The following is a 13,045-nucleotide window of genomic DNA, read 5'->3' as shown; positions in this document are numbered from 1 at the left end:
TTTGACTAGCTTTTCAGATAGTCGATAAGTGCATGACGGAGGTCACTCACTGGTTTGATAAATGTATTTTTACCCTGTTCGGGTGCGAGGGCTTTAGTAAAGCCCAATTTTTTCGCCTCGGCCACGCGGCGATCGACATGGCTGACGCTACGAATTTCTCCCCCAAGCCCTACTTCGCCAAAAACCACCAGCCCAGTATCGAGCTTTCGCCCAGCAGCCGCGCTGGCAATAGCCATTGCAATGGCAAGGTCAGCCGCCGGGTCCTGAAGCCGTAACCCACCAACGACATTGATATAGATGTCTTTGTCAGATAAATTCAGTTTGGTGCGCTTCTCGAGCACCGCGATGAGTAGATTGAGGCGGTTTATATCAAACCCACTCGCCGTCCTCTTAGGATACCCGAAATTCGTCGAATTGACAAGTGCTTGAATTTCTACTAGAATAGGTCGGTTTCCTTCGAGCGTCGCTAGCACTACCGAGCCGTCACTGTCATGACGTTCAGCGAGCAACGCTGCTGAAGGGTTCTCGACAATTCTTAATCCGTCATCTACCATTTCGAAAATTGCGGCCTCACTAGTACTGCCGTAGCGATTCTTAATAGCACGCACTACTTTAAAGCCACCATAGCGATCACCCTCAAACTGCAGTACCACATCGACCAAGTGCTCGAGTACCTTTGGCCCGGCGATACTACCCTCCTTTGTAACATGGCCCACTAGTACGACAGCGGCATTACTTTCCTTGGCCGCGCGTATGATAACGTTTGCAGAGTTGGTAATCTGGCTGACAGTGCCCGGAGCACTTGTAATTTCGTCAAGGCTAAGCGTCTGGATACTATCGATAATAACCAGCTTGTATTTGCCGCTTCGTATCGTCGCAGCAATGTCATCAGCACTAGTGCTCGCCACAAACGCGAGATCATCATCTACATCGGCACCAAGTCGAGTAGCGCGTAATTTTACCTGACTCGCTGATTCCTCGCCACTAGCATAGAGCACAGGATAGTTGGCCGCAACCGTCCCCGCAACCTGCATAAGGAGAGTGCTTTTACCGATACCGGGCTGGCCTGCCAGTAGAATTACTCCGCCGGGTAATACGCCGCCGCCGAGTACAATATCAAGGTCGACCATGCCTGTACTCATGCGTCGAATTTCATCTTCAGCGCGAATTGATTTCATAGACTGAGCCGCGAGTACCTTACCACTATAAGCACCGCGGGCCACCGCAGAGTTACCAGTTGACTGAACAGCCTGCTCTACAAGCGAATTCCATTCTCCACAGTTTTCACATTTACCTACCCATTTTGGGTAACTTGCACCGCAATTTTGGCAGACAAATGAGGATCGTGTTTTCGCCACTATAGCCCCTTCGTGGTCGTGGCACCATTAATGCTACTACTAAGCTCATTCGCACGCACTGCGAGCGCATTTATTTGCTCGACAATGGTATTGAAATCTTTTACCCTCTGATTAATATCAGCCTGCCGAGTATTCATAGTTTCAACTCGCATAATGAGCGAGTTTCGAGCTACTGTGAAACTAGACTGCGAAGGAAAGCCATTTGTCTTTGCACGTTCATTGAATGACGCTATGTCTAGTTCTATTTGCTCACGATCTGACTCGTACTGGTCAAGATCGGATTCGAGCGGAGCACGCAGTGCGACCAATTGTTTTTGCAGCTCATCGGACTTTTTCCTCAAGCTGTCAAAAACAGCGTTGTATTTAGCATTGAGAGCGACAACACTCGCACGATCTTTAAAGTATTGTGAATAGTAGGCTTCAAGCTCCGGCGAAAGGTGCACGACTGTCGTACCAAGCAAAGAGTGAAGTTCGTTAATTTCCTCACCCGGCTCTGATTTTGCATAGTACGCCATCACTTGCTTCAGCGATGGGCTGTCTTGCAGTGTAGCGTATTCCGCCTCTATTAAACTATTAACTCGTGTCCGTTCGAAGAAATTAAGCCGTTCATACGCCGCGTGCAGCATTTCATGTGCAGCCGTCACTTCGAGCGTGCCATCTAATTCTTTATTCTTTACGTCAAACAAATAAATATGCCGTCGGAAATAGCAGCCAAGAATTGCTATTGTCCTTTCCTCGGTTTCGCAGCTAGCGTTAAACTGAGTTTTATCTTCAATTTTCGGTGCACTAGCGTAAAACAAATCAGTGCCGAGGTGCGTCATAGCAAGCCGTGCGTTAATATCCGCGATCTGTGGTGATGGCTGATACAGGCGCGAAAGTACGATATCGACGCCGCGCTGGCCGTAAAGAATAAGAAAGGCACTAATCGCCAATGTTACCACCAACAGTATGAGTGCACGGCGCACTTGGTGGGTCGACTTAGGTGGTTGCTTCGATTCGTTGTTCAATATAGAGTGCCCCTTCCCGCGTACTTACTTCCAGTATAGCGCCTTTTTCATAGTTTCCGCCTAAGATTCCTTCGGCAATAAGATGCTCTAGTTCATCCTCTATAACACGACGCAGCGCGCGAGCACCAAACTTCGCACTGTAGCCCCTGTTGATAAGGTAGGATTTTGCATGTGGCCTTACTACGAGCCCCAACCCTTGGCGCACTAAGCGCATACGGATTTCACCAACAAGGAGATCGAATATTTTGCCCACCTCTTGTCGCGTCAGAGCACGGAAGGTTACAATACCGTCAAAGCGATTGATAAGCTCGGGTCGCATGAATTTGTCGAGTGCTTCACGCGCGTAGCTAGCGTTTCTCTGGTGTAGGTCGTTCACTTGCTTCTTCGACGTATCTGCTTGGAACCCAAGGGCACTTTCTCTCATCATTTTATCAGCACCTAGGTTACTGGTAAGGATAATGATCGTATTGCGAAAACTCACCACCCGGCCTTTTGCGTCTGTGAGTTGACCGTCTTCGAGTAGTTGCAGTAGTAGTTGGAACACATCGGGGTGAGCTTTTTCAATTTCGTCGAACAACACCACACTGTAAGGCTGACGACGTACTTTGTCAGTAAGCTTACCACCATCTTCGTAGCCAACATAGCCCGCTGGAGCACCGACCAAACGGCTGGTGGTGTGGCGTTCGCTAAATTCACTCATATCGATTTTAATGAGTGCCTCGTCGCTGCCAAACACTTCTCGTGCAAGCACTCTCGCGAGCTCAGTCTTGCCAACTCCGGTTGGTCCCATAAACACAAAGCTACCTATCGGACGCTTCTGGCTGGCAATACCGCTCCTGGTACGACGAATTGCCTTCGCTACCCTTTCTACTGCTTCCTGTTGACCAATAATATACTTGCCAAGGTGTTTCTCGAGCGATTTAAGTAAACGCGCTTCACTGGTTTGCACCTTCTCGACCGGCACGTGTGTCATGATTGCGATTGCATGGGCGATATCATCTTCGGTCAGCGCAATTGGCACCTTACTTTCCATCGCTTCTCGCTCAGCCTCTAGCTTGGCATTAATCTGACTGACACGCTGCTTATAGAGCGCTGCTCGCTCGTAGTCCTCGCTTGCCACGGCATCATCCATTCTCTCATTGAGGCCTTTGAGTTCTTTCAGGAGCTCACGTTGGCGACTCGGGCGGTGCCCTACTCGAACTCGCACTCTCGCCGCTGCTTCATCAATCACATCAATCGCTTTATCTGGCATAAACCGATCGGCGATGTAGCGATCACTCATATAGACAGCACTTTCGAGTACATCGTCACTCATACTGACACCATGGTGCTTCTCGTAGTAAACCTTCAAACCTTTCAATATAGCAATTGTGTCTTTCGTGGTCGGTTCCTTAACGATAATCGTTTGGAAACGACGCTCTAATGCCGTATCTTTCTCTATGTGCCTACGATATTCGTCAAGTGTCGTAGCGCCGATCATATGCAGTTCGCCTCGTGCAAGCGCCGGCTTTAGGATATTGGCGGCGTCCATACTACCCTCGGCTGCCCCGGCTCCCACAAGCAAATGGAGCTCATCGATAAATACGATAATGTTACCTTGTTTCTTAATCTCGCTAATAACTTTTTTTAGCCTGTCTTCAAACTCACCACGATATTTCGTTCCGGCGATCATCGCTGCCATATCGAGCATAATCACACGACGGTCAAGTAAATGATCGGGCACCTGCTCTTGCACGATTCGCTGCGCCAGGCCCTCTACAATTGCTGTTTTTCCGACGCCAGGTTCACCAATCAATACTGGGTTATTTTTAGTACGTCGACTCAAAATAGTAATCATGCGCTCTAACTCTTTAGCGCGACCTATCATCGGGTCGAGCTCTCCCGCACTGGCCTTTGATGTTAGGTCAATGCCAAATGTAGTTAGCGCGCCGCCACGCACAGTGCGCTGCTTGGGCTCGGTTGCAACATCCCCATGTTCGCCGCGCGTACGATCGAGATAGCTCTCAATTTCGCTCATAGCGTCATCCACGTCCACTCCTAATTCTCTTAACAAAGTAGTGGCGCGTGCATTACTTTGTCGAAGCAGACTATATAGAATATGCTCAGTGCCCAAGAAGTCTTGGTTGTACTCTTTCGCGACTTCCCACCCCATACGTAGTGTCAGTAGAGCTGTCTCACTTAGCCCTACCGCACCCGTACTAACGACGACCTGCTGCGGCTCAAGCCCTAGAGCCTGCTCAGCGCGCGGCAGCGTAACTCCTGCATCAGCCAATACTTTTGCGCCCATGCTACTCCCCTGCGCCAATAATCCAAGCAATAGGTGTTCTGTACCTATATACGCACTGCCATTACCACGAGCAATCGCATCAGCGTGCTGCACGCTCAGCTTAGCGTTCTCGGTAAGATGTGAAATAAAATCTGCAAAATCGTCTGGCATACTGCCCTCCTGTCAGGGTTTTTCACCCTTTACACGCTCGATTATACAGGGCATGTTGGCACTCGTCAAGTGAGAGTGCTAGTCATCTGATCGGTCTTTATTGTATCTGACTGGAGGTATGTGTTAGGATTTACTATGGTTATGCATACCTTACTAAAATACCTATCACGCAATCCTTACGTCATGCCCCGCAAACAATTCGGCGCGGTTTGGCTAGCGACGTTTCTTGTCAGTGCAGGTCTATTGCTATGGATTACCTTTTCTCAGGAACCTCGCCCACAACACCTTACGTGGCCACAAGCTACTTGCCATGTCACTGAATACGCATATAACCCCCAGGTTGTCGGTGGCTACATTTGCGAGTACAAGGTTAATGACATAGTCTACTCCATACTCACGCACAGCACTTCACACCGGAGAAACGATGAGGCAGAGATTGGTAAATCCCACACTGTGCTTTACGACCCCTCAAATCCACAGCTAGGCTACTCACCCGAAATCGCTCTTCCGCTATATATTTTGCTACTAGTTTTTTCGTTCATCTTTGGTGTTAGCGTTATCATTGGCGGCTTCATTGCGTGGCGCAAAAACATGTTACGTACGCGCGCTATTTCACAGCTCATCGCTAACGGTACTGCGATCGAAGCAACAGTTGTTGGCACGACAATCGGTCACGTGGGCAAAGGCACGGTATTCACAACGATACATGTAGCGCCAACCGTGTCAAAAGATGGCATGCTCGATCGGTACTCATCTGATAAAGTTTGGTCATATTATAAATGGCTTCAGGTAGGCACTCCGGCAAGGGTATATATCAATAAAACCGATCCGCATCAGTACTACGTTGATCTTGATTTTTGGGAAGAATACTTCGCTAAGTAAACTCTCAACGTGTACCCTGTTGTTCCTTTCGTAGCCTCTAAGGTAGAACTTAGTAGATTATTTCAATAGCTACGTACTAGGTTCAGCGCCATGGCAACATCTGCCCGGGTAACTTGCCATGTATGCCAAGATGTCTTCGGTGCCAGTTGTAGTAGATAAGATACCAAGCTACTTTGCCTGGTACGGTTTGTTCATCGACGAATGGCGAAAGGCATTCGTCCTGGATTGTGCGGTTAAACCGCTCAATGTGCGCATTGTCGTTAGGGCGCTGCAACCGAGTGTGTCGCACCACAATACCCCACATGCTGAGTTGCGCACGGAATGCTTCCGCAAACTCACCGCCGTTGTCGGTCTGTACTATGGCAAAAGGTATTCCGAGATAGTCTTGTGCCCTTGCAACAACCTCAAGACTCGCTTGCTGCGTGCAGCGAGGAGCATACTCGGCATATACCGCTCGGGAATAGAGATCGATGAGGGTAAATACGTAGAAGCGCGTCATATCTGGTCGCATAAAATGGATGGTATCCATCTGCACAAGCGCGCCTGGTGTGTCTGGTTCGGGGCGCGGGACAGGTGGGCGGTACCGTTTCCATTTGCTTTGAATGCGTGTGAGACCATGACGACGTAAGGTCCGTTTGACGCTAGAGAGGCTCACTGCAATACCTTGGTCGCGCAGTTCATACCAGACGAGCTCAGCGCATCTTCCGCTCCGTTCGCGTTCGTGAATAATGGCAGCCACAACCTCTGGTTGTAGTTGGTTAGGGTGGGTATGGGCAATGGATGGAAGTGTAGGGATACACTCACGACCATCTAAGTGCAGTGCTGTTCGTTTGCACATCCACTTACCAATGGTGGAAGGGTGGACACCCACACTACGCGCTACTGCCACTCGTGTCTCCCCGCGGAGCACCCGGTTGACGGCGTCTCGTCTGGCACGGGGTGCATAGGGGCTGCTAGAATAGCTCATAGCAGGCTCTCCTTACATAGATTAGTTGACGCTATCTAGTGTAGAGAGGCCTGCTTTTTGTTGCCAAGGGTGTGAACCATTACGTAGCTATTGACATTTTATTGTGGTTGTGCTATAATGAATACTGAAGCTGCGAGGCGACTTGCCGAGCAGTATGCACCCCAGAGAAAGAGGCACCCAATGTCGTACCCCGTTTCGATGCCGACCATCGACAAGGCCAAGAACAACCTGACCCGGTGGAACCAGCTCCAGGCCGACGTCGCGACCGCCCAGCGCGCCGTCGACGCGGCCGCCAGCGCCGTCGCCCGGGCCACCCACGCCGGGCGCGGCGACAAGGTCGTCGACGCCCTGCTCGACAAGCTCGAGCAGGCGGAGAAGCGACTCGCCGCGGCCGCCCGGGAGGCCGACGCCTTCCACGACGTCGGAATCGGCGCAGAGGTCTACGTGCGACTCAACACCGCCGCCTGACCTCTCGCTCTGGGGATCGCCCCGCACTTACCAGCTCCTACGGGAGCCAGGTGGTGCGGGGCGCTCTTCGTTAGTACTTATTCTCCCTGTTCTTCAATAGCGGCAAACAACCCGTCTTCAATATTCTTCTTCGGCTTTTTGTCGGCAGGCTTAGCGGCGACAGCTGTTTCGATGTCAAGTTCGTAGCCAGTAAGGCGCGCCGCTAGGCGTACATTTTGGCCGCCACGGCCAATGGCAATACTTTGCTGGTCTTCGCTCACAAATACCTTAGCGCGCTTCGCTTCTTTGTCGATCTCGACCTTCACCACTTCGGCAGGGCTCAAAGCGTTACGAATGTAACTATCGATGTTTTCGTCGTAGGTAATGATGTCAATTTTTTCCTGCTCACCGATTTCGTGCATGACAGCGTTGACACGCGTCCCATGACCACCAACAAAGGTACCGACCGGGTCGACACCGGGTACGGTGCTGGCTACAGCCAATTTAGTACGGCGACCAGCCTCACGGGCAATGCCCTTGATTTCGACCGCACCAGTATCCATTTCGGGTACTTCTTGGCGGAATAAGTACTCAACAAACGCTTCATTGCCGCGGCTCAGTATAAGCTGTGGCCCACGGTTATCGCGCTCGATGTCCTTGATAAACACTTTCATGCGGCTACCCACACTGTAGAATTCACCCTGGATCTGCTCACTTTGCGGCAAAATACCAATTGCCTTGCCCAGTTCTACTCGGACTACGCGCGGTTCAACACGCTGCACAACACCATTGACCACAGTGCCGATCTTGTCTTCAAACTCGGCCAGCACCACTTCACGCTCTGCTTCGCGCAGACGCTGGAGTACCACCTGTTTAGCAGTTTGTGCGGCTACACGACCAAACTGCGTCACTTCATGCATTTCTTCGACGGTATCGCCAAGTGCAGCATCCTTCTTCAGCTTTTTTGCATCGTCAAGGCTGATTTCGAGGGCGTCGATACCGACAGCTTCTACAACTTCTCGAGCAACAAATACTTTCGCTGTACCGTCGTTGATATTGAGCTCAGCGCGAACTTCTTGGTCGCGTTCGCCATTGTCGCGACGCCATGCAGCGGCAATCGCCTGCTCAATAACGCTGAGCACAGTTTCTTCGGGCAAGTTTTTTTCTTCGGCAATGGTGCGCACTGCAAGAGTGAGTTGTTTAATGTTGAGATCTTCCATAGCGAGTATCCTTTCTTTAGAATTTCTACGAAAATATCCGACCTGCCGGCCGGATGTGTACCTACGTATAGTAGCAAACCTATGGGCCGGTGTCAAGAAATACGCTATACTGGTGCAGTTATGCGAGTCAGTGATTTTCATTACCACATCCCCGAAAAACTTATTGCTACCGCACCCCCAAAAGTTCGCGGCGAAGCACGGTTACTTGTGCTTGATCGCACGACTGGCGCAGTCAGTGATAGACTCTATGGTGATATAGTAGATTACCTTAATGCTGGCGACGTACTAGTGATCAATGACACAAAGGTCATCAAAGCGCGGCTCATTGCTCACAAGCCAAGCGGCGGCGAGCGCGAGCTGGTGCTCGTAGAGAAACACGGTCGTATCGACGACTGGCACACCCACAAAGTGATCTATCGCCGCAAGCTCAAGCCAGGTGACACGCTACTAGTCGGCGACAATAAACTTCTTGTCAAGGAATTACTAGGTGACGGTATGGCGATCATCGAAAGCGAGCGTGACCTCTTGGAAATTGCCGAAGCTCATGGTTCAGTACCTCTGCCACCCTATATGCGTCGTGATGCCACCACAGCTGACATCGAGCGTTACCAAACAGTATTCGCCCGCGAACAAGGTAGTGTGGCTGCCCCTACCGCCAGTCTCAACATGACCGAAACGACACTACAAAAACTCCGCGACAAGGGAGTTGAGGTAGTATACGCCACGCTCCACGTCGGGCTCGGCACTTTTTTGCCAATTCGTGTTGACAACCTTACCGATCACACCATGCACAAAGAATACTTCGAAGTACCTGCCGCCACAATTGCCGCCATTCAGCACGCCAAACAGTCCAGCAACCGTGTCATTGCGCTTGGTACTACCGTCACACGTACGCTTGAGTACGCGCACGAGGCTATGTTGCACGGCCCCGCGGTCGCCATATCTGGCGAAGCCGATATCTTCATGTACCCTGGCTACAAATTTAAAGTCATCGACGGGTTGCTGACTAATTTTCATATGCCCGATAGTACCGTACTTATGCTTACCGCAGCGTTTGCTGGCTGGGACAAGCTTAAACCTGCCTACGAACACGCCGTAGCCGAAAAATATCGCTTCTTTAGTTATGGCGACAGTATGTTGATTATCGACGACACCGATCACTCGTCAAGTATTTTGTGATAAATGAGCGAGCAATCTAAATCATCGATAGGTCCGTACCCTGCTCGTTCGTAGAAAGGTATCGCACGAAGTGTAGGGCTCAGCAATATCCTTTTTGCGCCTTGCGCGCGTACGACTTCCTCTATTAGTACCAGTGCGCGCTGCCCAATTCCTTGGTCACGCCTTGCGGCGTCGACCACTAGCACCTCAAGCCAGGTTGTCTCATTTATGCCTACTACCGCGACACCCTGTACAATCCCCTGGTCTTCTATAGCAAAGGTATCGGTGCATTCTCGCATCATTTGCAGTACCGATGTGACTTCACCTTCAGGCGGTAGACTAGTCTTGTCCCATGAGGCATCAAGGAGCTGTGCATACAGCCGAGCTAGTTCGGTAAACCGTGGGTCATCATAAACATTATCACTTTCGACCGCCACACGGCTGATCGTCAGATCTGTTACTTCAGGACTCTTACTCATTTAGTGAGCCTCCTGTGAGGATTGTGTCGATGGTTTTTTGTGTCTGAAGCACGCCCAACCCTGTCTTCATGGTAAGAAAATAGGCGTCTGGTTGGTCGATATGCTGTACGCGCCGACCACTGCCGTCATCTACAATCGACTCAGTTGATGTAGTGCCAAACGCACTTTTTACAATCGCCTGCGTCACCTGAGCGGGCGTACCATTTTCCAGCGCGGGCTGCTCGACGGCAAGATACACATAGTCTTCGTCTGCCTGTGGCTCACCAGTGCGAACCCGGCCTTCGGTCACGGAACGCAGACACACCCGCGTGTCGCCACAAAGCGTCGACGACAAAGCTCCATAGTCCGATGCGGTGTAGATCAATTCTTTCCTGAACCGTGTTGCCTGTGGTAATAGGACGTCTTCGATAAAGCAGACTAGCTCCTTTGCATCGAGCTCTGTTCTGTCGAGGTAGTGGCGCGCTTCTTTTGGCCATCGATCCGTATCGATCCAGCGTGCGAGTTCTCCCACAACATCAGCATGAGTCAACCGCGCTTCCTCGTCCTCACCGGCATCACCATTCAGCGTCCAGCCCTTTTCGGGGCTATGACGATAAACATACAGACTCTCGTTCATTTGCATCACCACAACACAGCTAAGCGTACCGTCGGCAGCATACTCTGCGCGCAGTTGACGTATTGTTGCGTTAACAAGCGTGTTTGTCTGTTCATCAACCACCGTAAGCCCGTCGATACCGGTGAGTGTAAGGTGAATTTCGTCAGGCTGCGCCGTATACCGAAGGTATTCATAGTAATCGGCCATCTCTTTGCTAAGGGCTTGAGCCTCATTAACCGCACGATTATCGTAATAGAAATCATGTGTGCATGAGTCAATTGCTTTCATTCTTTTATTGTATCATACTTTACATTATTTGTCAATAATGAGAAGCGTATAAAATGCCCCTGTATCACTGAATACAGGGGCGAGCTGGTGATATGCCAACAGCTTAGTCTTTCGCTATCGGCGAAGTCGACGTCACGCGGCCTTTCGGCCCTCGCGGTTCAAGCAAGATACCGACGGCCACGACGACCATGGTAATTGCGAGCAGAAACATCATTATCAGGAGCGGCGGGGCGACATAACCAACCCACACCATCAGATAGAATCCCCACACCGCTCTACCAGCGGTGTCCGAAAATGACTGCCACTGGGGGTCCTGATGCCACACCTGCACGTCGGTGTAGGTATTGATTGCGCCGTAGAGCGCAAAACCTACTACTAGTGCCAGGGCCAGCTTTTCAGCGTGCGCTCGAGACCACACCTTTATGTTGTTGAGCATGCTCACTCCTCACTGTCGAAGGTACAAGTCGAACAAATAATACCATGTATTCTGCATATAGGCAACTCTGGTATACTAATGCAAGATGAGTCAAGCACTTACATTTGAAATTAGCCATCGGCTCGAAGGTACACTCGCTCGAGCTGGCGTGATCCATACCCCGCATGGCGATATTCAAACGCCAGCCTTTATTGTGGGCGGAACTAAGGCCACTGTTAAGGCACTCACTCCTGAACAAGTCGTTGACCTTGGGGGCCAGGCCGTGCTCGCTAACACCTACCACCTCATGCTACGGCCGGGCACCGATATCGTAAAACGCGCTGGTGGCCTGGGCAAATTTATGAACTGGAGTGGCCCTACCTTTACCGATAGTGGCGGGTTCCAGGTGTTTAGCCTTGGCGTGGCCTACAAAAAAGGTATCGATGCCGTCGCGCATACTCAAAAAGGCGATGCCAAAAATGCCGTCAAATCTGCCGAACAGCTAGTCAAGATCACCGAAAAGGGTGCACACTTCCGCAGCCATCTCGACGGCCAGAAATTACTTATGACACCCGAAAGTAGCATGGAGCTGCAGCACGCCATCGGCGCCGATATTCATATGGCGTTTGATGAATGTCCCGCGCCGCTCGCGCCGCATGATTACCTCGTGGAAGCGGTCGAGCGCACTCACGCATGGGCAGATCGCTGCCTTGCACGTCACCAAGAGCTCAATGCTGAGCATGCCAAAGCCGACGAACTACCCCAGGCACTCTATGGTGTCGTGCAGGGTGCGCGCGATGAAGTGTTGCGACGAAAATCTGCTGAATTCCTCGGCAGCCGCGATTTTGACGGCTATGGCATCGGCGGCGTATTTGAACCAGGGGAAATTCCGAGCGTCATCACATGGGTCTGTGAAACGCTGCCGGAGGGCAAACCACGCCATCTTCTCGGTATGGGAAGTCAGCCCGCCGACCTGTTTCTTGGCATAGAGTATGGTATCGATACCTTTGATTGTGTAGCGCCAACCCGCCAAGCACGAAATGGCGCACTCTACACCTACGATGGCCGAATCAACATCACCAATTCCAAGTACAAGACTGATTTTACGCCGATCGACAGCGACTGCGACTGCTACGCCTGCCAGCACTATACAAAAGCCTATATCAATCACCTCTTTAAATCCGACGAAATCCTCGGCGCCACCCTTGCCAGTATCCACAACGAGCGCTTTGCGGTGCGTACCGTCGATCAAATCCGTGCATCGCTGATCGACGGCAGCTTCTTTGATTTCAAAAAGCAATTCCTTGCACGCTATTACGGCGACAAACTGCCGACTGACGTGACATTGTAATAAAATGCCCGCTCATTGCTGAGCGGGCTGTGTTCGTCGCTTACTTACTATTTCGGCTCGGTCTGAACCGGAATCGGGCAGATCTCATACTGTGCAAGCGTACCACTGATTCCAGTGATAGTACCAGAGAACGTCTCAGCAGTCGCCCGATCTGCTGCCTCGTAGATCCTCCGCTCCCGCTCACAGTATTCCCGGGTTCCAACCGCGAGCACAACTGGACCGCTACTTACCACCTTAGCGCTTCCAGTGCTGAAGTCGGGCACGGTTCGCACAAGTTGAAAGAACTCGGCCATTCCAATCACCTTCCTGTCGATTGAATAACCATACTGTACGCTACATATCATGCACTGTCAACAATGGCCACTGCCGTAGGGGCTAGTACGTTGCCAATAAGTGCTTTCCTTGTTTAAATTATTGACAGTATAAATAAAAAGTATTAAA

13 protein-coding genes are annotated in these 13,045 nt (G+C 51.0%); 4 read left to right on the top strand and 9 right to left on the bottom strand.

All coding sequences use genetic code 11. The features are described from left to right. Positions 1–5: 5 nt before the first annotated feature. From radA to IPM09_01710, 3 genes are read right to left on the bottom strand one after another with little or no spacing between them, the layout of a single operon-like run. Positions 6–1,361: a DNA repair protein RadA gene (gene radA / locus IPM09_01720; GenBank protein QQS22458.1), complete on the bottom strand. Its 1,356-nt coding sequence runs from the start codon at positions 1,359–1,361 to the stop codon at positions 6–8. After that, a complete protein-coding gene (locus IPM09_01715) occupies positions 1,358–2,365 on the bottom strand; it encodes a hypothetical protein (protein QQS22243.1) in 1,008 nt (335 codons plus the stop codon). Before IPM09_01715 ends, radA begins: the two co-directional genes overlap by 4 nt. Next, entirely contained in the window at positions 2,337–4,802 is a 2,466-nt protein-coding gene (locus tag IPM09_01710; protein QQS22242.1) for an ATP-dependent Clp protease ATP-binding subunit, read from the bottom strand. The genes IPM09_01715 and IPM09_01710 overlap by 29 nt, the downstream gene beginning before the upstream one ends. A 135-nt stretch (positions 4,803–4,937) precedes the next feature. Here IPM09_01710 and IPM09_01705 point away from each other — a divergent pair, with 135 nt between their 5' ends. Further along, positions 4,938–5,684: a hypothetical protein gene (locus IPM09_01705; GenBank protein ID QQS22241.1), complete on the top strand. Its 747-nt coding sequence runs from the start codon at positions 4,938–4,940 to the stop codon at positions 5,682–5,684. Between the two features lie 82 nt (positions 5,685–5,766). Here the strand turns inward: IPM09_01705 and IPM09_01700 are convergent, their stop codons facing one another. Then, positions 5,767–6,651, bottom strand: coding sequence for a transposase (locus IPM09_01700; GenBank protein QQS22240.1), 885 nt, complete (start codon positions 6,649–6,651; stop codon positions 5,767–5,769). A gap of 198 nt (positions 6,652–6,849) precedes the next feature. Here IPM09_01700 and IPM09_01695 point away from each other — a divergent pair, with 198 nt between their 5' ends. Further along, the gene (locus tag IPM09_01695) at positions 6,850–7,119 is read left to right on the top strand and encodes a hypothetical protein (protein QQS22239.1); all 270 of its coding nucleotides are present in this window, start codon (positions 6,850–6,852) and stop codon (positions 7,117–7,119) included. Positions 7,120–7,196: 77 nt separating this feature from the next. Here the strand turns inward: IPM09_01695 and nusA are convergent, their stop codons facing one another. Continuing rightward, entirely contained in the window at positions 7,197–8,318 is a 1,122-nt protein-coding gene (nusA, locus tag IPM09_01690) for a transcription termination/antitermination protein NusA (GenBank protein QQS22238.1), read from the bottom strand. A gap of 120 nt (positions 8,319–8,438) precedes the next feature. Between nusA and queA the strand changes: the two genes are divergently transcribed. Further along, positions 8,439–9,497 (top strand): tRNA preQ1(34) S-adenosylmethionine ribosyltransferase-isomerase QueA, encoded by a 1,059-nt coding sequence (gene queA, locus IPM09_01685; protein QQS22457.1) that lies wholly within the window; start codon positions 8,439–8,441, stop codon positions 9,495–9,497. On the opposite strand, the gene IPM09_01680 is transcribed toward queA, so the two are convergent. The 3 genes from IPM09_01680 to IPM09_01670 form a co-directional block, all read right to left on the bottom strand. Continuing rightward, positions 9,476–9,955 carry a GNAT family N-acetyltransferase gene (locus IPM09_01680; protein QQS22237.1) on the bottom strand — a complete coding sequence of 160 codons (480 nt, stop codon included), beginning with the start codon at positions 9,953–9,955 and terminating at the stop codon, positions 9,476–9,478. The genes queA and IPM09_01680 overlap by 22 nt on opposite strands. Beyond that, the gene (locus IPM09_01675; protein QQS22236.1) at positions 9,948–10,838 is read right to left on the bottom strand and encodes a hypothetical protein; all 891 of its coding nucleotides are present in this window, start codon (positions 10,836–10,838) and stop codon (positions 9,948–9,950) included. The genes IPM09_01680 and IPM09_01675 overlap by 8 nt, the downstream gene beginning before the upstream one ends. A gap of 103 nt (positions 10,839–10,941) precedes the next feature. Beyond that, positions 10,942–11,274 carry a hypothetical protein gene (locus IPM09_01670; protein QQS22235.1) on the bottom strand — a complete coding sequence of 111 codons (333 nt, stop codon included), beginning with the start codon at positions 11,272–11,274 and terminating at the stop codon, positions 10,942–10,944. Between the two features lie 85 nt (positions 11,275–11,359). Here IPM09_01670 and tgt point away from each other — a divergent pair, with 85 nt between their 5' ends. Continuing rightward, entirely contained in the window at positions 11,360–12,604 is a 1,245-nt protein-coding gene (gene tgt, locus IPM09_01665; GenBank protein ID QQS22234.1) for a tRNA guanosine(34) transglycosylase Tgt, read from the top strand. Positions 12,605–12,651: 47 nt separating this feature from the next. Here tgt and IPM09_01660 read toward each other — a convergent pair whose 3' ends face one another. Beyond that, positions 12,652–12,897, bottom strand: coding sequence for a hypothetical protein (locus IPM09_01660; GenBank protein ID QQS22233.1), 246 nt, complete (start codon positions 12,895–12,897; stop codon positions 12,652–12,654). Positions 12,898–13,045 lie beyond the last annotated feature (148 nt).

This window comes from Candidatus Saccharibacteria bacterium, assembly GCA_016700015.1.
Taxonomy (GTDB): Bacteria; Patescibacteriota; Saccharimonadia; order Saccharimonadales; family Saccharimonadaceae; genus Saccharimonas.
This window is presented reverse-complemented; position numbering and strand designations above follow the sequence as displayed.